Below are 20,350 nucleotides of genomic sequence, written 5' to 3'. Positions count from 1 at the left end.
GCCGCCGAGGTGGCGCTGTCGCGCCTTGCGCGGGGCAGCGCGGTGACGCTGTCCCCATACCCCAAGGTTCCGGTGTGGGCCGGGCGGGCACGCGTTGTGAATATTGTTCACGACGTCCTGAACATTACGCACGAGCGCTACCGCACATCGTGGCGGGCGCGCTATGCACGGGTGCGCCTTGCCCACGGCCTGCGCCGCGCTGCGCTGACGTGGTACGATTCCGCGTGGAGTTGGGAGCAAACGCAAACCCTTGCCGGATGGACCGGGCGCGATGCGCGGGTGCGGCACTTGGGCATTGCGCCGGAGTTTTCGCCAACGCCGCAGGAGGATGACGCCGCGCATCGTGGCGCGCTGGGGCTTGCGCCGGGGTACGTCTTGGTCCTTGGCAATGGCCGCCCGCATAAGAATATTGGCGTGGCGCTGTCCCTGAGCGAGACGCTGGGCCGCCCACTTGTTATCGCCGGATGTCCGGACCGGTGGCGGCTGTGGTGGCAGGCGCGTCATCCCGCCGCGCAGGCGGTGTGGTTGCCCCTTGTGCCGGAGGCGGCGCTCCCGGCGCTGTACAGGGGGGCGTTTTGCCTGCTGCATCCGGCGCTCATTGAGGGCTACGGCTTTCCGCCCCTTGAGGCCATGGCCTGCGGCGTTCCCGCCATTGTCAGCGACATCCCGGTCCTGCGCGAGACAGCAGGCGGCGCGGCCGTGTTTGCCCCGCCGGATGACCGTGACGCATGGCGCGCGGCGCTTGCCCGCCTTGAGGACGGGGAGGAGCGGCGGCGCGTGTGCGAAAACGCCCTTGTGGCCGTGGCTGCGCGCGTTGGTCCACGCGCGTGGGACGCCCATGTGGCCGATATCCGGGAACTCTTTGACAGCATTTGAGGGCGCCATGCCTCGACATGGACGGTAACCTCCCGTATGTTCGTGACAATGGGAGGTGTATCGTCGTGAAGAAAGCGTTCATTACGGGCATCACTGGGCAGGATGGCAGTTATCTTGCGGAGCTTTTGCTTGAAAAGGGGTACGAGGTGCATGGCGTTGTGCGCCGTGTGGCCCTTGAATACCCCCAAAGCAGACTCCGGCGCATTTTGCACATTCAGGATAGGCTTGTGCTGCATAGCGCGTCCATGGAGAGCTACGCCAGCCTCTTCAACATCATCGCGGACGTGCAGCCCGATGAATGTTACCACCTCGCCGCGCAAAGCTTTGTGTCCTATTCCTTCGAGGATGAGTTCTCCACCATTCAGACCAACCTGAACGGCACGCATTATATGCTGTCGTCCCTCAAGCGGCAGGCCCCGGACTGCCGTTTCTACTTTGCCGGGTCCAGCGAGGTTTTCGGCAACGCGCCGTTGTCTCCGCAGGATGAATCCACCCCGTACAAGCCGCGCTCGCCCTATGGCATCTCAAAGATGGCGGGCATGGAGCTGACGCGCAATTACCGCGAGGCGTACGGTATGTTTGCGGTCTCCGGCATACTGGTCAATCACGAGTCCCCCCGGCGCGGGGCGGAATTCGTTACCCGCAAGATTTCCATGGCCGCCGCGCGCATCCGGCTGGGGCTGGAGAGTACCATCCGCCTTGGAAACATCGAGGCCCGGCGCGACTGGGGGCACGCGCGCGACTCTGTGAGCGCCATGTGGGCCATGCTGCAGCAGGACGCCCCGCGCGACTATGTCATCGCCACAGGGGCAACCCACAGTGTGCGCGATTTTCTGGACCTGGCCTTCCGGCATGTGGGACTGGATTACCGTGAGCACCTTGTGGTGGATAAGACCTTTTACCGTCCGGCGGAGGTGCATGTGCTGTGCGGCAATGCCTCGCGGGCGCGGCGCGAGCTGGGCTGGGAGCCGAAGGTGGACTTTGAAACGCTGGTCCGCGAAATGGTGGACCACGATATGGCGCTCTTCGCCGCTGGCGGACCGCCGGAGATGCGGGAGGTGGCGCTGTGAGGATAGCCGTCTTTGCCGATGTGTGGTTCCCCGATACCACGGGCGGCGCGGGGCGTATGGCGACGCAGTCGTCCGTGGAGTTGGCGCGGCGCGGGCACGAGGTGCACGTTGTCACCCGCAACACGCACCGCGCCTTTCCTCAGCGCGAGGACGTGGCGGACGGCGTTACCGTGCACCGTTTTCCCTTTCCCGGCGTGGAGGCGGGCGTTGTGCCTGCGCTGCGCCGTGAACTGCGCGGCAGTGTGCAGTGCTTCGACGCCATTGGCGGCCCGCGTTTTGATGTGGCGGTTATCCATCAGTGCCTGCCCGCGTTTGGCCCGCATATCTCCGGGCGGCTACGCGGGGTGCCTTCGGTCTATTATTTCCATTCCCCATGGCACGAGGAATTTCTCATCCGCCGGCTCAACGGCGTTGGGCGTGTGAGCGCGTTGACCTCCATGGCCGCGTGGATGATGCACCGCATGGAGCGCCGCATTATCCGCCGCTCCGGCGCTGTGGTTGTGCTGTCGCGCTATATGGCGGGCAAGGTGACGGAGTACCACCAGCCGCCGCCGGAGAAGGTGGTCCGCATTCCCGGCGGCGTGGACCTTGCGCGTTTTCGGTTGCCCGAAGGGGGCAGGCGCGCCGCGCGAGAGCGGCTGGGCCTGCCGCAGGACAAGACCATCTTCCTCACCGTGCGCAACTTGGCCCCGCGTATGGGGCTGGAGAATTTTATTGAGGCCTTTGCCGGGAGCGAAGCGCTGCGGTCCACGGGCTACGGCGTTATCGGCGGGCGGGGCCTGCTGGAGGAGCGCCTGCGCATGCAGGTGCGCGAGGCCGAGGTGGACGAGTGCATACGGCTGTGGGGGCACGTGGATGAAGAGCACCTGCCGGACCTGTATGGCGCGGCGGATTGGTTCGTCCTGCCAACGCGGGTGCTGGAGGGGTTTGGCCTTGTCATCCCTGAGGCCTGGGCCTGTGGAACCCCGGTCATAGGCACGCCGCAGGGCGGCATCCCGGACGTCCTCGGCACGCTGGATGGCGACTATGTGGTGGATGGCAGCGATGCGGCGGCCCTGCGCCGTAAGATGGAGGAGATGCTGTCGCCCCCGGCGCACCTTGCGCTGTCTGCCCGGCAGCTTCGCGACCACGCGGCGGAGCATTTTTCCTGGTCGCTTGTGGCGGATGCCTTTGAGTCCCTTGTGCGGCGGGTGGCGGATGAAGGCTGAGCGGGTGGGGAAGATCCGCGTTCTGCATGTGCACACCTTGCCCGTGGTCAGCGGCTCCGGCATCAACACCTTTCTGTCCATGCGGGGCCTGCCCCGGGAGCGCTACGACGTGGAGCTTGCCTGCGCCCCGGGCGGGCGGCTGCTTGATGTGGTGCGCGGCGCTGGAATGCGTGTCCGCGAGGTGCCGCATTTTGTGCAGCCCGTTGCCCCGCTGCGCGACCTGCGCGCCCTGTATGAGGTCTACCGCATCCTGCGGGCGGGGGACTATCACGTCGTGCATACCCACAATTCCAAGGCCGGGTTCATCGGCCGCCTTGCCGCGCATTTGGCGCGGGTTCCTGTCATTGTCCACACCGTGCACGGGTTTGCCTTCCATGACCGGGAGCCGGCGTGGCGGCGCTGGCTGTTCCGCCTGCTGGAGCGCCGCGCCGCGCGGTGGTGCCATGAGATGATTTTCATCTCCCGCCCTCTTGAAGCATGGGCGCGGCGCGAAGGGGTGCTTCGGCCGGGCGCATCGCACCACATTATCTACAGCGGCATTGAACTGGAGCGCTTCCGCCCGGTAAGCCCACGGCGAAAGCGCCGCCTGCGGCGCGAGTGTGGTGTGCCGCCGGACGCCCTTGTCGTCGGCATGATTTCCAAGCTGTGGCCGGGCAAGGGGCATGAGGTGCTCTTGGAGGCCTTTGCGGCCCTGCGCACGCGCCTGCCCGGCGCGCGGCTGCTGCTGGTGGGCGAGGGCGAAACCCGCGAGCGGTTGGAGCACTTGGCGCGCGTGCTGGGGCTACGCCACTGCGTGGTGTTTGCGGGATTTATGCAGGACGTTCGCGCTGGCATTGGCGCGTGCGACGTCACAGTGCTGCCGTCATTTTTCGAGGGGATGGGGCGGGTGCTCTTGGAATCCATGGCAATGGGCGTGCCTGTGGTGGCGTCGGACGTTGGGGGGATTCCGGACATTGTGGACCACCGCGTCACGGGCCTGCTTGTGCCGTCCGCAGACGCCGGGGAACTGGCCCGGGCTCTGCACTTTGTCCTGCGCGATGGTGAGCGCCGCGCCGCCCTTGGCCGGGCCGGACGCCTGAGCGTGCAGGCCCGCCACGGCGCCGATGCCATGGCCCAGCAGATTGAACAGGTGTATGCGCAATCACTGCAAAGGCTAAACATTTTCCCGGATGGTGGCCGATAAAGGGGGAGAGGGATGGATTGTGGCGTCTGGCGGGGGGATTGTCCATTGTAGCGGGTGCGCAGGCCGCGCCAAAGGAGTGCAGGCCCCTGTTTTTTCGGTTGAAATATGCTAGTCTGCAAGAGCGTGCGTCCCCTGCGGCGCGCGGCATATGGTCAAGTAAGGCGTGGAGCAGTGTCCGATGCTAACGATGCTGTGGCGGATTATAATCTGGAGCATGCTTGTCGTCCTCACCTTTCCCACGGTGCAGGCGTTCTACTTTCGTGCGGGCATGCGCTGGCAGTATATTTTGCTGTACGGATTTGTTGCCGCCTACGCCTTTACGCCGCTGTGCCGCTGGCTGGCTATGCGGCTGAACATTGTGGACCGCCCCGGCTGGCGCAAGGTGCACGACAGGGCAACGCCGCTGCTGGGCGGGGTGGCCGTGTACTGCGCCTTTATTTTGTCCCTGACGCTCAACGGGGTGTTTTTGCCCGGCATGGGCACCCTTGTGGCGGCGGGGACGCTTATTTTTGTGGTGGGGCTGTGGGACGATGTGCATTCGCTGTCGCCGGTGTTCCGCCTTGGCGTGCAGTTGGTGGCGGCGCTGTATGTGGTGTTTATCGGGCATATTCAGCTTAAGATTCTGCCGCCCAGCATCTTTGGGGCGTGGGTGAATGTGCCGCTGACGGTGCTGTGGCTGGTGGGGCTGACCAATGCCATGAACTTTTTTGACGGCATCGACGGCCTTGCCGCCGGACAATCCATCATCATTTCGGTCTTTTTTGGGGCCATTGCCTTCAAAAGCGGGCAGGCGGCGCTGGGGTGGATGGCTGTGGCCATTACCGGCGCGTGCGCGGGGTTTATGCCGTTTAATTTCATCCCCGGGCGCTCCGCGCGGCTGTTTCTTGGCGACGCGGGCAGTACGTTTTTGGGCTTTACCCTTGCGGGGGTGGCCGTGTTTGGCGAGTGGTCGTCCACCAGCCACTTTGTGTCACTGACCGCGCCGGTGCTCATTTTTGGCGTTCTTATCTTCGACATGCTCTATGTGACCCTCTCGCGCATTAAAAACCGCAAGGTCGCCAAAATATTCGGGCCGTTGGCGACGGCCAGTCAGGACCATTTGCACCACCGCCTGCTGGGTATGGGCTTTGCGCGCAAGGAGGCGGCGTTCGCCATTTTTACGCTGTCCGTGTGTTTGGGGGTGAGCGCGCTCATCATCATGGATGGCGTGCCCCTTGATGCCTTGCTGGGGCTGTTTCAGGCGGTGCTGCTCTTTACCATCATCGTGTCGCTGATGTTCAAGGGCCGCAAAAGGCGCATTGGCGGGGCGCGGCAGGATGGTGATGAAGAAACAGGGGGCGGAGATGAGCGCTCTGAATGATGGACGATGGCAGAATATGCCGCCGTATTGCGGCGGCTGTGTGGCCTGTACGCGCAAAATGCGCCGCCAAGGTGTGAGTGATGCATGGGTGTTGGGTGTTTGGGATGGCGAAATGCGCGCGCCCCGTCTGGGGCGTGGTCTGCTCCTTGCACGACAAACCGTGGCGGCATGCATGCGCTGCGGCGTATAAGACAAGGAAGCGAAGATGTCTGCACTTGCCTATTTCGGCCTACGGGAGCGCCCCTTTGAGGGGAATACCAATGTGAGGTTTTTCTACGTCAGTCAGGGGCATGGCGAGGCCTTGGCGCGGCTGCGCTATTTGGTGCGCGACAGAAACATGGGCATCGGCGTGCTGACGGGCGAGATTGGCAGCGGCAAGACCATCACCCGCAGCGTGCTGGAACGCATGCTGCGGACCACGGCCTTTCGGGTGGTGAGTCTGGAAAGTTCCAACCTGCCTTTTGTCCACCTGCTTGCGGAGTTTTTGAACCAGCTGGAGGGCCGTCCCCCGGACCTGACGGGGCTGACCAAGTATGAGCTCCTGTTCCGCTTTAAGAAGACCGTCATGGAGAATGTGCACCTGAAGGGGCGGCATTTGGCCGTCTTTTTGGACGAGGTGCAGCAGATGCACCCCGGCACGCTGGATGAACTCAAGAACCTGACCAACCTTTCCGTTGGCGGCGACAACCTGCTGACCATGATTCTGGTGGGTCAGCCGGAGTTTCGCGACACCCTGCGCCGCATGCCCCAGTTGGACCAGCGCGTGAGCCTGCGCTTTCATCTGAACTTTTTGGGCGATGATGAGGTGGGGCACTACATTCAGCACCGGCTGGAGATGGCTGGGCGCGATGAGGCTGAGCCACTGTTTTCGGACGACGCGGTGCGCCTTGTCTACCGCGAGTCGCAGGGGATTCCGCGCCTCGTGAATAGGCTGTGCAAGCTGTCCCTTGATCAAGGGTATTCCCTGCAGCGCAAGCAGATTGACGAGGACATCGTCTCCGGCATCATCAGCGACCTGCACCTGCAAAAGGGCGACCGGGATGAAACGCCGCGCCGGAAGTGGCATTCCGCCAAAATGTGACGCATTCCCCCGCGCAAAACGGGCGCGGATATGGTATGAGCGGGCAAGGTCCAGCGCCGCCAGCGGGCGCGGCGCAAGAGGGCGGCGCACTGTGCCCGCACTGCCAAAACAGCCTCAATGTGGCGCAGGTTCCGCCCGCCCGGCGCGGGGAAGCGCACATGGGCAGGACCACCCGTAACGCGGCGGCGTGAGGAGAACAATGGCCAGCAGCTTTAGTGTGTTTGAGCTGGAAAAGCGCAAGTGGGAGCTTGCCCGCAACCAGCGCGAGGGCCGGAGTCCGGCTGGCGGCGCGCAGGACACTGGCGGCTCATCGCCGGAGGAGCGCACGGAGCAGGTGACGCGCCTGCACGCCGCGCTGCTGGAGGTGACGGGCCGGGTGCGCTCCGCCGTTCGCGCCGGGAACCCGCCCCCTGTGCGCGACGCCTTGCGGCGTCTGCGCGACGTGGTGAGCGCCCAAGCGGTGCGCGATGTCTTCGAGTATGCCTCGCTGGACGAGGAGCACCTCGGCGCGGAGGCGGCGATGGTCTTTGTGGCCCTTGCCGCCATGAAGGTGGGCATGGGCCTTGGCTATGAGGACAAGCGCCTGCTGTGGCTGGGCCTTGGCGGAATGTGCGCCAATATTGGCCTGTACCGCATTCCCCGGCGGCTGGAGGGCGTGCATCCGTCGGACCTTTCTCCGCAGGACAGAGCCAAAAAGCGCACGCATCCGCACCTTGGCGGGCAGGTGCTGGAGCGCCTTGGCGAAGAGTACCGGCCGCTGGCGGAGATTGTGCTGCAGGTGCATGAGCGGGTGGATGGCTCCGGCTACCCCCACGGCCTCAAGGGGAAGGAAATCCACGAAATGGCGCTCATTATCGGCCTTGTGGAGCATGTGGTATCCATGCGGCGGCCCCGCCGGTCCGGCAACCGGTTTTTGCAGACCCCGGCCATCAAGGAGGTGGTGGACTCGGAGCGGCTGTGTTTCCCCCACCGGGTGCTTAAGGAATTTTTGGATCAGGTGTCGCTGTTTCCGGTGAATACGTACGTCCGCCTGAATAACGACTCCGTGGCCCGCGTGCTGGCGACCTATAAGGACAAGCCCATGCGCCCCACGCTGGAACTGCTCTACGACGGGCGCGGCAAAAAAAAGGATGCGCCGCGGCTGGTGCATCTGGAGCATTTTCCGCTGCTGCACATTGTGGACGCCCTTGAAAGCGGCGTCATGGAGGAGATGGCGGCGGAGCAAACGGAAGAAGGGGACGCCGGATGATGCGGCGGCCCGGACAGGAGAAGGAAGCGATGCCCCGGATGAGGACTCTTCCCGCGCTGTGCGTGCTGTGCGCGCTGTGGTGCGCGGCCCTGACGGCCTGCACCGGAACATCGGCCATCAAGGGCACACCCGTGAATGACGCGCCCGAGGTCCAGCGCCAACGCCTTGCCATGCACCAGCGCGGCGAGGAGGAGCGCGAGGAACTCGCCGCCATGAGCGACGTTTCCGCCAATGCGGTGTTCAAGACCGTGGACGGCGCGCCAGAGTACCGCGTGGGGCCGAAGGATGTTTTGGAAATCGCCTCGCGCTCGGGCAGCGCCGTAACGACCACCACGGTGCAGATCAATAACCGGGGGCGCATTTCCTATTCTTTTGTGGATGACCTTGAGGTGGACGGGTTGACGGCCAGTGAAATTGACGACCTGCTCACCCAACGCCTGCGCGATTTTTTGAAGCGCCCGCGCATTGATGTGCGTGTGGCGGAATTTCGGAGCAAGTATGTGTCCCTGATGGGCGAGATTGCCTCCCTGCGCACCACGGGCGAGGGCGCGCGCCTGCCCAGCGGACGGCAGACCCTGACCGGGCGGACAACGCTCCTTGAAATCATTTCGCAGGCCTCGGGCTATACCGAGGACGCCGACCTGCGCCGCGTACGCCTTATCCGCGAGGGCAAGGCCTATGAAATCAATATGTTCGACATCGTGGAGGGCGGCAAGGGCTGGCTGAATGTGGTGCTGAATCACGGCGACGTTGTGGACATCCCGGAGCTGCCGAACGTGGCGCGGCGGGTGTACGTGATGGGGCAGGTGGCGCGCCAAGGCATCTATGACCTCGACAGCGCGGACAACCTGCTGGCGGCTCTTTCTGCGGCGGGCATGTTCACCCCCGTGGCTAAGGAGCAAAATACACTCATCATCCGGCCCGACGGGCACGAGGGCAAGGCGCTCATCCTTATGGCGGATGTGGAGCGCATGTTGGAGCGCGGCGACTTGACCCAGAACGTGCCCCTCAAGGAAGGAGACCTCGTCTATGTGCCGCGCCAAATCATCGGCGACATCACCGAGTGGATTACCACGCACGATACATTCCTCGACTGGATATTCTACCCCAGACGTGTGCAGGACAATTACTTCTATGGCGAGTATTTGAAGTTCGACAGCAAATCCGCAGCAGACTAGGGCCGGAGGCCGAGTGGAGCAGTACGACGTCAACATCCGCGAGTATTGGCGGATATTCAAGAAACGCAAGTGGATAGTCCTTGCCGCGACGGTGCTGCTTGGCCTGTCCAGCGCGGCCTTTGCCGTGTTTATGGGGCCGCCGCCGCTGTATCAGTCCATATGCAGTGTGCAGTTTAACCGCGAAAGCCCGGTGCGCGGCGTGTATCAGCAGACCATTACCTGGTCGCCCGAGACGGACCTGCAATCGCAAATTTCCCTCATGCGCAGCTACAAGGTTATGCAGCTGGTGGCCGAACGGCTGGGGCGCATCCCTTCCGGACTGTCGGATGAGGAGCTGCGCCAGCATCCCACTGCGGCGAAAACCGTGGACGGCCTGCGCTCGCGCGTGTCCATCACCCGCGACGCCCAAACCAATATCATCGACATCGCCGTCACCCATTCCGACCCCGTCTTTGCCCAGCGCATGGCCGATACCGTGGCCCTGACCTACCGCGAGATGTACCGCGAGGAGCAGCAGCGCCGCGCCAAGGCCGCCATCAGCTATCTGGAGGAGGAGCTCTCCCGCACGCGCGTAGCCCTGCGCGACGCCGAGGAGGAGTTCAACGCCTTCACCCGCGCCAACCAGCTTGTATCCGTGGATTTGCAGGGCGAGAACCTGCTGACGCGCAGCAAGGAGATTGAAGAGGCCCTGCGCAACAACATTGCGGCGGATGATGAACTGGCGGCCCTGCTTGTGCGGCTGGAGCGCTTTGCGGAAAATCCCTCGGGCTTTGGCAGCGACCTGTATTCCACCTACGCGGACAGCCAGTACGAAACCGCGCGGGGCAAGCTGGTGGAGCTGCTGGTCACGCGCGAATCCTTGCTTGAGGAATTTACCTACAACCACCCGCAGGTCATCGGCGTCAACCGGCACATTGTGGAGGCCGCGCGCAAGATGACGGTCATCGTGCGTTCCCAGCGCGAAAAGCTGGCGCGCCAGCGCGAGAACCTGCAGGACGAGCAACGCACCGTTGAGGCCAAGATTAACGAATTGATGGAAAAGAAGCTGGCCTACAACCGCCTGCGGCGGCAGGTGGATTCCTACAGCGCCAAGGTCGCCATGCTGGAGGAGAAAAACCGCGAGGCCGCACTGCGGCAGGCCGAGCGGCCTGAGGAGGTGACCATCGTCAAGCCCGCGTTCCTGCCCAGTTCGCCTGTGAATCCGCCGCGCATTGCGCCCATTACGTCCGTTGGCGTGTTCATCGGGCTGGTGGTGGGGATGATTGGCGCGCTGGTCATGGAGGCGTTTGATACGTCCATCGGGGCCATTAATGACGTGGAGGAAACCCTTGGGGCCAAGGTGCTTGGCGTTATCCCCGACGAAAGCAGCCGCGAGGTGCGCGAGCTTATGCGCGAGGCCAGCGACGGCAAGCGCTCCGGGGTGCGGGCGCGGATTCACCTTGTGTCGCACTTTGTGCCCAAGTCCATGATTGCGGAGAGCTTCCGTTCGCTTCGCATCAATGTGCAGCTGTTTTGCAAGGAGCGGGGGCTGAAGACCCTCGCCATCACCAGCGCCACGCCGCAGGAGGGCAAGACCGTGGTCACCGCCAACCTTGCCGTGAGCATGGCGCAGGCGGGCAAGCGGGTGCTCATGGTGGGGGCTGACCTCAGAAAACCCATGGTCTCCGAGGCCTTTGGCGTGGACAACAACCCCGGCCTGACGGACATTCTGCTGGGCAACTACGCCTGGCGCGACGCCATCAAAACCGTGACGGACGTCATGATTGGCGAGATGAGCATAGATGACGTCATGGCGACGCCCGGGCTGGACAACCTGCACCTGATGACCGCGGGCACCATGTACTCCAACCCCTCGGAGCTTATTGAATCCAAGCTGCTTGGGGAGTTTGTGGAGGAAGTGCGCGACAACTACGACATTATCATCTTTGACACCGCGCCCATTCTGTCCACGGCGGACCTGTCCGTGCTGGGGCCGCTGGTTGACGGCGTGCTTCTTGTCTACCGCGTGGGCTCCATTTCCAAGGAACTGCTCAAGCGGTCCACGGTGGAACTCTCGCGCGTGAAGTCCAACCTTATCGGCGTGGTCTTAAACGGTATGCGCGAGGGCGAAACGCCAGATTATCAGGATTTTAGAGCCTTTAAGTACTACTAGGCGGCAACGATGGCACAGCGGGGGACCAAGGGACCGGGGCCAAGCCCTTTGCAGTTGGCGCTGCCGCTGGTGATTGTGCTGCCCATGTGCGTGGCCTTTGGCTGGCTGTTGCCGCACCTCTCGCCCACCAAGGCGCTGGCCTTCATCAGCGCCATCATCATGTTCCTCATCTGCTTGTTCAGCACGCAGACCGCCCTGTACATCATCATTTTTTCCATGCTGCTTGGCCCGGAATTCGTTGTCGGGTCCACGTCCGGCGCGTCCCTCGGGCGCGGGGTGACGCTGCGTGTGAACGACTTTGTGCTGGTGGTGATGGGGTTTTCGTGGCTGGCAAAGATGGCCATCAATAAGCAGCTGGGGCTGTTTCGGCATACGCCGCTCAATGGCCCCATTGCGGCCTACACCATGGTCTGCGTGGCGGCGTCCGGTCTTGGGGCCATGATGGGCCGCGTGGACCTGAAAACGTCGTTTTTCTACGTGCTCAAATACTTTGAGTATATGTTCGTCTACTTCATGGTGGTGAACCATCTGCGCACGCCCAAGCAGTTCAAGGGCTTTGTGGTGGCGTTTATTGTCACGTGCGTTATCGCGTCCATGGTGGGGGTGGCGCAGATTCCGGGCGGCGGGCGCATTACCGCCCCCTTCGAGGGGGCCAAGGGCGAGCCGAACACCTTTGGCGGGTATCTTGTGTTCATGATTGCCATCTTTATGGGCTTGGTATGGCATCTGCGCCGGACGCAGGTGCGCGTGGGACTGACGGGGTGCGCGCTGTTTGCCTTGGTGCCGCTGCTCTACACCGGGTCGCGTGGGTCGTACTTGGGGCTGGCGGTGAGCATGCTGGTGTTTTTGGCGCTAACACCGCGCAAGGCCGCAAGTGCGTTGGCGGTGGCGGCTTTTATAGCGGTGCTGCTCCTTGGCGCGCCGGAAATCGCCAAGCGGCGCATTGAGCATACGTTTACGCAGGGCGCGCAGCGCACGGACGTGGAGGAGGTGATGGGCGTGAAGCTTGATACGTCCTCATCCGCGCGGCTGCGCAGTTGGCGCTATGTGGCGCGCGATTGGCTGAAAAAGCCGCTGCTCGGCTATGGTGTGACGGGGTACCGCTTTTTGGACGGGCAATATTTTCGGATACTTGTGGAGACGGGGCTGGTGGGGCTTGTGGTGTTCATTTTCCTCATGACGCGGGTGTGGCGGGTGCTGCGCGGCGTGTACCACCGCTGTCGCTATAGCGTCCACAAGGGGTGGACCATGGGCGTGATGATTGGCTTTGTGGGCCTTTTGGCCCATGGAATCAGCGCCAACACGTTCATCATTGGCCGCATTATGGAGCCGTTTTGGTTTGCGGTGGGGATGGTGGTGATGATTCCCGCCATTATGGAGGCGGCAGAAGAGGAGCGGCGCGCTGCGCAGGCCGCAGAGGCGGCGCATCCACAGGGGCCGGAGCGTGGGTGACGGCGGCGCGGCAGGGCGCGGCCAAGGCCGCGTCCTGCGCGAAGGCACATCAGCGCCGTTTAGTCGTGGTGATGGTGATGATGGTGGCCGTGTTCATGCGCATGGTCGTGCTCATGGGTATGCTCATGGCCATGTTCATGGGAATGTTCGTGCGTGTGGGCATGGCAATGGGCCTCGCCGTCATGAGAGTGCTCATGCGTGTGCTCATGGTCGTGCTCATGCGTATGCTCGTGCGTGTGTTCATGATCCTTGAGGAACTGCTGATACTTGCTTGTCTGCTGGGGGCCGCAGCCACAACCTTTACACATATCGGACTCCTTGATGCGGTATGAACGTTGTGCTCCCTGTGGTCTGGGGAGTGGAATCAAGCGTACATGGAATTGCGTATCGTGTCACGGAGATGTCGGTTAGCCTCTTCGTATTTACGGAAAACTGGTTCTGGCGGTGCTTTTGTGACATTATGGAGCGGCTTTTGGGTGTTGCCATGTACGAGAGAGACAAAGGAGGCGGTATGGCCATGGTGACGACGGCGGAGCGCGTGGCGCCGGAGGACCTGCAACGGTGGCTGGAAAACGGCGAGGACGTGGTGTGCCTTGACGTGCTGCTGCCGGACGTCTTTGACGCGCGGCGTATTGCCGGGGCGCGCTCCGCATGTGTGTACGAGGTGGAGTTTCCGGAGCATGTGCAGGTGGCGACAACAGGTTTTGACCAGCGCATCGTGCTCTATGGCGAGGATGAGCACACCCTTGGCGCGGACGTGGCCGCCGAAAAGCTGGGGCGTATGGGCTACAGTGATGTCCGGGTGCTGGCGGGCGGCATTGCCGGGTGGTTGAAGCGTGGATTCTCCGTCGAGGGCACAGGTCTGCTGCCGCCGGAGGACGGCCTGCGCCTTGTGGAGGGCGTGTTTGCCGTGGACGCGGAGGAAAGCCGTATCGAATGGGTGGGGCGCAACGCCGGAAAGCGGCATACGGGAACGCTCCAAGTCTCGCGCGGGCGGCTGGACGTGCGCGATGGCGGCATGCATGGCGAGTTTGTCGTTCCGCTGTCCACCCTGCGCAATACGGACCTAGAGGACGATTCCCTGCGCCGCCTGTTGGTGGCGCATTTGTTGTCTGATGATTTCTTTTTTGCCGAGGCCTACTCCGAGGTGCGCTACAGCCTTGACGCCGCGGTGCCACTGCACGGGGCTATGCCCGGGACAGCCACGCATGATGTGCGCGGGCATCTGGAGGTGCGCGGTCAACGGCATCCGCTTGCCCTGCGCGCCACCTTTGCCAATTTGCCTGACGGCGCCTACGCCGTGGAAGCGCATTGCGACTTCGACCGGACGGCGTGGGGCGTACTGTATGGGTCTGGACGCTTCTTTAAGTATTTGGGATACCATTTGGTGTATGACATTGTGAGTGTGCAGCTTCGGATGGTGCTGCGTCCGGTCACGGCCTAGTGCCGCGCTTGTGGTCCCGCTGGGGCGGGCGTGGTGGCTGGGGGCGCAGCTTGCTGAACTGACTGTTCCGTGTGCCGGGTGCGCCGCGCGGCGGTGTGGCCGAGGAGAAACGCGATATGACATGCTCCAGCCAGCGGCCAGTGGTGACGGCCCTCATCTCGACCTATAATGCGCGGCAGTTCTTTGCCGGGTGCATGGAGCATGTGCTGGGGCAGACCCTCTTTGCGCAGGGACGGCTGGAGGTCATCGTCATCGACAGCGGCTCCCAGCAGGGCGAGGCCCAGCTTGCGCGGGAGTATGCCGCCCGCGACTGCGGCATCACGGTCATAGAGACCCAGCGTGAAACGCTCTACGCCGCGTGGAATAGGGGCGTAGAGCGCGCCCGGGGGCGCTACATCGTCAATGCCAACACCGACGACCGCCATCACCCGCAGGCCTTTGAGCGTATGGCGCAAAAGCTCGGCGAAACCGGGGCGGCGCTGTGCTACGCCGATGCCTATCTGACGCGCGAACCCGGCGCGGACTTGTCCGGCGCGCTGCCCGAAACCGTGCTGGCCCTGCCGTCATACAGTCTGCGGCAGGCCTTGATGGACTGCCCCTTTGGCCCTGTGACCATGTGGCGGGCAGACGTGCATGAGGTGGCAGGCCCCTTCCCCGAGGACCTCGGCATCGCCGGGGATTATGCCTTTTTCCTCAAAGCGGCGTGGCGGCGCGGCGCGGTGCATCTGCCGCAGCCTTTGGCCGTGTGCTACGAGTCGGCGCAGACGCTGTCCGGCAACACTCCCGCCGCCGTGGGCGAGGGCTACGCCTTTTTGCCCGCGCTTAGGCGGCGCATCCCACTTGAAGACCTCTATCCCTTCCTTGCGCAGTCGCCGCAGGCGCGTCATGTGGCCCTTGCGGATTTGGCGGACCTGTTGCTTTTCGCCGGGGGCGGGTTTTCGGACCCGGACCACGCTGTGGAGCTGTACGCGGCAGCGCGGGCGGCCGGGGCCAGCGCCTTTGCCACCATGCTCAACACCGCCGTGGCCCACGCCAAGGCGGGCCGCATGGACGCCGCCTTGCAGGGCTTTGCGGCCCTGACGCCGCAATCGCGCGATGAGCGGCGCCTTGTTGTGCACAATCTGCAATGCATCCGTCAGGGCGCGCCCGTGTGGCGGATGGCTACTGTGCGAACGGAGCATCCGTTGTTGGAGACGCTGCCGCCCATTGTGCCCCTGTCTGCGCGGCGGGTGACGCGCGATGTGTACGCCGCGCGTCAGCAGGAGCCTGCCGCCGCCCCGTCACGGGGGCCAGCATGATCAAAAAGATTGCGGCAGAGGAGTTGCGGCCCGGCATGTACGTTGTGGACACCGGGCTGTCGTGGATGGATTACCCGTTTCTCTACGCTGAGGAGGGGGAAATCGCCTCTGCGGAGCAGGTTGAGCGCATTGCGACGGAGTACACCGAAGCGTTTGTGGATACCGAGCGCGGCGCTGCGGCCCTGCGCGAGGGCGGCGACGACGGCTTTGCCGAGGCCGCGTCAACAGGGCGTGCGTGGCGCGAGGAACGCGTCCCCATTGCGCAGGAGATGGAGCACGTCCGCACCTTTTACGCGGATTCCGTGACCTTTGCGCGGGAGTTCATGACGGAGGTGAGCACCGGGGGCAAGGTGGACTACGAGCGCTCCGGCGTGTTCGTGGAGGAGGTCATTGATTCCGTCACACGCAACCGCGACGCACTCGTCAGCATGACCAAGCTGCGGTCCTCGGATGAATATACCTACACCCACTGCATCAATGTCTCCGTTTTAGCCACAGCCTTTGGCGACGAAATGGGTCTGCCGCATGAGGACCTTATGGACCTTGGCCTTGCGGGGCTAATGCACGACCTTGGCAAGGCGCTTATTCCGCCCATGGTGCTCAACAAACCCGGCAAGCTGACGGATGCGGAGTTTGACCTGATCCGCAAGCATCCACAGCGCAGCATCACCGTTCTGGGGCGGCTGGACGCCGTGCCGCGGCGCGTGCTGCGCGGGGTGCTGGAGCATCATGAAAAATACAATGGCGGCGGGTATCCGGCAGGGTTGATGGGGGACGATATTCACCTCTTTGCCCGGTATATTTCCCTTGCCGATGTGTACGACGCCCTGACCAGCGCCCGCGCCTACAAGTCCGGCATGCCGCCGCACAAGGCTCTGCGCATTATTTACAGTATGCGCGGGCAGGACTTCCACCCCGGCAATGCCGAACGGTTTATTAAGGTCATCGGCATCTATCCCGTAGGGTCCCTCGTGCAGTTGGAGGACGGGCGCTACGCCGTGGTCAGCGGGTCCAACCCGCAGGAGCCGCTGCGCCCGCGTGTGACCCTTGCCCTTGGCCCGGATGGACGCCCCATCCACCCCCGCCCCGTGGACCTTGCCCAGCCCGAAGGTGACGGCGTGGCCATTGCCTCGTGCATGGACGCCGCAGCCTTTGGCCTGAGGGCCGAGGACTATTTGCTCTAACGGCCGCCATGTGGCTTTGCAAATGGACCAGCCTCGCATATAACCCGCTCATGCAGAACAGCGCATCCATAAAGGACACCATAGCCGCCATCGCCACCCCGCTGGGGCAGGGCGGCGTCGGTATTGTCAGAGTCAGCGGCCCCCGCAGTAAAGACGTGGGGCGGACGCTCTTTCGTTCCTCTCGCGAGGATTTCGCGGACTTCAAGCCCTACCGCATGCATCATGGCTGGGCGCTCGACGAGCGGGGCGAGGCGCTGGACGAGTGCCTTGCGGTCTTCATGCCCGGTCCGGGATCATATACGGGTGAGGACGTTGTGGAATTTCAGTGCCATGGCGGCCCTATGGTGGTTCGCGCCATTCTTGAGGCCGTGCTGGCGCAGGGCATCCGCGCCGCCAGCGCAGGGGAGTTCACCTACCGCGCCTTTGTCAGCGGCCGCATGGACCTGACGCAGGCCGAGGCCGTGGCCGAGATGATTGCCGCGCCCACGCGTGCGGGCATGACCTTGGCGCAGGCCAAGCTGTCCGGCGCCCTTGGGCAGAAGGTTGCGGCCCTGCGCGCCCAGCTGGAGGAGCTTCGCGCCCAGCTGTGCGTTGCCGTGGACTTTCCTGACGAGGATATCGAATGCCTCAGCCCGGAGGAGTTCCTGACCGGAGTCAGCGCCGTCTCTGAGGCCGTGCGCGATATGCTGGAAAATTTCGAGCGCGACAGGTGCTGGCGCGAGGGCGCCTTCACCGTGCTGGCCGGGCAGGTCAACGCGGGCAAGTCCAGCCTCATGAATGCCCTGCTTGGGCGCGAGCGCGCCATCGTGACGGACATCCCCGGCACCACGCGCGACTATCTTGAGGAAGCCGTTAATCTGGACGGCCTGCCCGTGCGCCTTGTGGACACCGCAGGCATCCGCGAGACCGAGGACGCCGTGGAGCGCGCCGGACTGGAGCGCAGCCGCGACCTTGCCGCGCAGGCGGACCTTGTGCTCCTCGTGGTGGACCAGACCCGCGACGTGGCCGCCGAGGACGTGGACCTTGCCCAGCGCATTGGCATAGACCGCGTGCTGGTGGTGCTCAACAAGGTCGATATCGACACCGCCGCGCCGGACGAAGGCCTGCAGGCCTCATGGTTCGCCGAGGCCGGATTTGAGGTGGTGCCCATCTCCGCCAAGACGGGCAAGGGCCTGAACAGGCTGTGCGACCGCGTGCGTGAGCGCATCGTCGGACGCAGCGGCGAGCCGGACGCCGGGGAAATTGTGCCCAACCTGCGCCAGTCGCAGGCCCTAGAGCAGGCCAATGCCGAACTCATGGCCCTTGCCGCCGACATCAGCGCAGGCATTCCCTACGACCTGCTGGGCGTCCGCCTTGAGGCCGCGTGCACCATTCTCGGTGAGATTACGGGTGAAATTGCCCCGGCCGACGTGCTCAATTCCATCTTCAGCAGCTTCTGCATCGGCAAGTAGCGCGAGAGATTTTCTTCCGCCCCAAGGCGCAAAAAAAGCAGGGTCATGCATCGCATGGTCCTGCTTTTTTGTGTGCTGTTTGGGGAGGGAGATTAGGCTTCGCTGTCGGCCTCTTCGTCCGTGGCGTCTTCCATAACGCGTCCGGCGCGCTGGGTGCGGTACAGGCGGATGCCAATCCATGTGGAGATGACAAACAGCACCACGCTCAGCGCCACCTGCCACTGCCTGTCCACGTTAAAGCCGCTGCCGAGCAGGGCAAAGACGAGGTTCTGCGGGATGAAACCCAGAGCGGACCCCACAATGTAGGGCACTGCGCCAACGGACGTCACGCCCGCCAGCAGGTTCGTCAGCAGGTTGCTGCCCACAGGCATAAACCGGATGACCAACGTGGTGCTCACCGTGTTGTGCGACAGAAAGCGGTCCACACGTCCAATCTTTTTTCCAAAGCGGCGCGAGACGTACGAGCGGCCAAAAAAACGCGCGTAAAAGAACGCCAGCGCGCAGCCCACCGTGGTGCCGGCCGTGCCCAGCAGCGTGCCCATGACACTGCCGAAGGCGTAGCCGCCAAGGAAGCTGACCATCTGCCGGGGCAGGCCCACAGCTGTAAACAGCGAGGCCGCGCCAATAAACAGGGCGTATCCCGCAAGGCCGTGCCCGCGGACATGTGCGTCTATCCAGTGCTCGTCCATGGAGCCGCGCAGGTCCATGGCATTAAAGACCACGCCAATGCCCGCAAGAATCAGCAGCATGACGAGGCCTTTCACATAGGCGCGGGTGTGTTTTCGGGCCAAAAAGTCCTCCAGAACGGTTCCGGTACGGGGCCGGGAAGGCGAGCGGCGGCGGGCCGCCTGCATATGACGGATGGCAAAGGCCGCGCACACAAGGCACACGCCAACACCGCGGACGATGTCGCGTTCATATACGCTGACGCCCAGCGTCAGCGCCGCGCCGCAGACCATAGCGCCAAGAAGCAGGCGGCTGGAGCGCCCCATGACAAGGACCCCGGCCACTGCCGCAATACATAGCAGCGAACCAACGGCCAGCGCCCACCATGACAGGCTCAGCACCATGCGCCCGAATTATTTCTGTTCTTTAATTGTGTAGTTGACGTGGCGCTTTTGCATCCACCGTACGGCAAAGAGGTCATACGAGGAAGCCACAAGGCGGTCCCACGTGCCGTACTTGCTCTCGCCGTGCTGGCGGTGGCGGTGGTTGACGGGAATCTCCACCACGGTTGCGCCCTGCATTTTCATAAGCGTGGGCAAAAAGCGGTGCATGCCCGTAAAAACAGGCAGGCGGCGCGCCATGTCCGTGCGCATGGCCTTGAGGGAGCAGCCCGTATCGCGGACCGTTTCATTGGTCAGCTTGTTGCGCACACCGTTGGCGATGATGGAGCTGATGCGTTTGACCATGGTGTCGCGGCGCGTGGCGCGCCAGCCAATAACCATGTCGGCATCCTGCGTGATGAAGGTGTTCACCATCTTGGGCACGTCCGCCGGGTCATTTTGCAGGTCCGCGTCCATGGTGATGATGATGTCGCCCGTGGCGGCCGCAAAGCCAGCGCCAAACGCGGCAGACTGGCCGCAGTTGTGGGCAAAGGCCACATAGCGCACGTGCTCATCGTCCTGCGCAAGGTTTTTGATCACGGCAAGAGAATTGTCCGTGCTGGCGTCGTCCACAAAGACGACCTCCCACTCCAGAGCAAGGGGTGCAACTGCAGAGGTGATTTCCTTAAACAATATCGGGAGGTTATCTTCCTCGTTAAAAACGGGGATAACCATGGAGAGGCTTTGAATTTTGGTCATGACCGGACAGGGATAGTCAATTTGAAAAAAGTTGTAAATAGTGTTGACAATGACCTGCCCGCCGTATAGAAACTCATCTCTCGACAGCGTTGCGGGGTGGAGCAGCATGGTAGCTCGTCGGGCTCATAACCCGAAGGCCGTAGGTTCAAATCCTGCCCCCGCTACCAACACGATATCAAGAGCCTCAGGCTCCGGCCTGAGGCTTATTCTTGAAAACTTGTCGAGACGGCACACGCAAAAAACGCCGCGATACGCGGAAAAAAGTTCTTGCATCTCAGTGCCACGGAGCGTAAAAGCTCCACATACAGCGTTGCGGGGTGGAGCAGCATGGTAGCTCGTCGGGCTCATAACCCGAAGGT

17 protein-coding genes and 1 tRNA gene are annotated in these 20,350 nt (G+C 63.2%); 16 read left to right on the top strand and 2 right to left on the bottom strand.

Annotated elements, in window-relative coordinates:
• The 15 genes from ACY69P_RS03260 to mnmE form a co-directional block, all read left to right on the top strand.
• On the top strand, positions 1-876 hold an 876-nt coding region (locus tag ACY69P_RS03260), incomplete at its 5' end, for a glycosyltransferase (protein WP_462326554.1).
• A 65-nt stretch (positions 877-941) separates the two neighbouring features.
• Positions 942-1,946: a GDP-mannose 4,6-dehydratase gene (locus tag ACY69P_RS03255; RefSeq protein WP_462326553.1), complete on the top strand. Its 1,005-nt coding sequence runs from the start codon at positions 942-944 to the stop codon at positions 1,944-1,946.
• Complete coding sequence (locus ACY69P_RS03250; RefSeq protein WP_462326552.1) at positions 1,943-3,154, top strand: glycosyltransferase family 4 protein; 1,212 nt, start codon at positions 1,943-1,945, stop codon at positions 3,152-3,154. The genes ACY69P_RS03255 and ACY69P_RS03250 overlap by 4 nt, the downstream gene beginning before the upstream one ends.
• Positions 3,144-4,337, top strand: a complete 1,194-nt coding sequence (locus tag ACY69P_RS03245) for a glycosyltransferase family 4 protein (RefSeq protein WP_462326551.1) — start codon at positions 3,144-3,146, stop codon at positions 4,335-4,337. Before ACY69P_RS03250 ends, ACY69P_RS03245 begins: the two co-directional genes overlap by 11 nt.
• 178 nt (positions 4,338-4,515) lie before the next feature.
• A complete protein-coding gene (locus ACY69P_RS03240; protein ID WP_462326550.1) occupies positions 4,516-5,697 on the top strand; it encodes an MraY family glycosyltransferase in 1,182 nt (393 codons plus the stop codon).
• A 205-nt stretch (positions 5,698-5,902) separates the two neighbouring features.
• On the top strand, positions 5,903-6,778 hold the full coding sequence (locus ACY69P_RS03235) for an ExeA family protein (RefSeq protein ID WP_462326549.1): 876 nt from the start codon (positions 5,903-5,905) through the stop codon (positions 6,776-6,778).
• Between the two features lie 199 nt (positions 6,779-6,977).
• Positions 6,978-8,027, top strand: coding sequence for an HD-GYP domain-containing protein (locus ACY69P_RS03230; RefSeq protein WP_462326548.1), 1,050 nt, complete (start codon positions 6,978-6,980; stop codon positions 8,025-8,027).
• A 38-nt stretch (positions 8,028-8,065) separates the two neighbouring features.
• Entirely contained in the window at positions 8,066-9,205 is a 1,140-nt protein-coding gene (locus ACY69P_RS03225; RefSeq protein ID WP_462326547.1) for a polysaccharide biosynthesis/export family protein, read from the top strand.
• Between the two features lie 13 nt (positions 9,206-9,218).
• On the top strand, positions 9,219-11,357 hold the full coding sequence (locus ACY69P_RS03220) for a GumC family protein (protein ID WP_462326546.1): 2,139 nt from the start codon (positions 9,219-9,221) through the stop codon (positions 11,355-11,357).
• 9 nt (positions 11,358-11,366) lie between these two features.
• Entirely contained in the window at positions 11,367-12,809 is a 1,443-nt protein-coding gene (locus ACY69P_RS03215) for an O-antigen ligase family protein (RefSeq protein WP_462326545.1), read from the top strand.
• Positions 12,806-13,141, top strand: a complete 336-nt coding sequence (locus ACY69P_RS03210; RefSeq protein ID WP_462326544.1) for a hypothetical protein — start codon at positions 12,806-12,808, stop codon at positions 13,139-13,141. The genes ACY69P_RS03215 and ACY69P_RS03210 overlap by 4 nt, the downstream gene beginning before the upstream one ends.
• Positions 13,142-13,320: 179 nt before the next feature.
• Complete coding sequence (locus ACY69P_RS03205) at positions 13,321-14,253, top strand: YceI family protein (protein WP_462326543.1); 933 nt, start codon at positions 13,321-13,323, stop codon at positions 14,251-14,253.
• Positions 14,254-14,369: 116 nt separating this feature from the next.
• On the top strand, positions 14,370-15,551 hold the full coding sequence (locus ACY69P_RS03200) for a glycosyltransferase family 2 protein (RefSeq protein ID WP_462326542.1): 1,182 nt from the start codon (positions 14,370-14,372) through the stop codon (positions 15,549-15,551).
• Entirely contained in the window at positions 15,548-16,735 is a 1,188-nt protein-coding gene (locus tag ACY69P_RS03195) for an HD-GYP domain-containing protein (RefSeq protein ID WP_462326541.1), read from the top strand. Before ACY69P_RS03200 ends, ACY69P_RS03195 begins: the two co-directional genes overlap by 4 nt.
• Before the next feature lie 50 nt (positions 16,736-16,785).
• Positions 16,786-18,186, top strand: coding sequence for a tRNA uridine-5-carboxymethylaminomethyl(34) synthesis GTPase MnmE (mnmE, locus tag ACY69P_RS03190; protein WP_462326540.1), 1,401 nt, complete (start codon positions 16,786-16,788; stop codon positions 18,184-18,186).
• A gap of 92 nt (positions 18,187-18,278) precedes the next feature.
• On the opposite strand, the gene ACY69P_RS03185 is transcribed toward mnmE, so the two are convergent.
• Both ACY69P_RS03185 and ACY69P_RS03180 read right to left on the bottom strand, forming a co-directional pair.
• Positions 18,279-19,256 (bottom strand): TVP38/TMEM64 family protein, encoded by a 978-nt coding sequence (locus ACY69P_RS03185; protein WP_459900717.1) that lies wholly within the window; start codon positions 19,254-19,256, stop codon positions 18,279-18,281.
• Between the two features lie 9 nt (positions 19,257-19,265).
• Positions 19,266-19,991, bottom strand: coding sequence for a glycosyltransferase family 2 protein (locus ACY69P_RS03180; RefSeq protein ID WP_459901623.1), 726 nt, complete (start codon positions 19,989-19,991; stop codon positions 19,266-19,268).
• Positions 19,992-20,081: 90 nt separating this feature from the next.
• Between ACY69P_RS03180 and ACY69P_RS03175 the strand changes: the two genes are divergently transcribed.
• Positions 20,082-20,158: transfer RNA gene (locus ACY69P_RS03175), tRNA-Met, on the top strand.
• Positions 20,159-20,350: the final 192 nt, after the last annotated feature.

This window comes from Desulfobaculum sp., from assembly GCF_054921475.1.
This window is presented reverse-complemented; position numbering and strand designations above follow the sequence as displayed.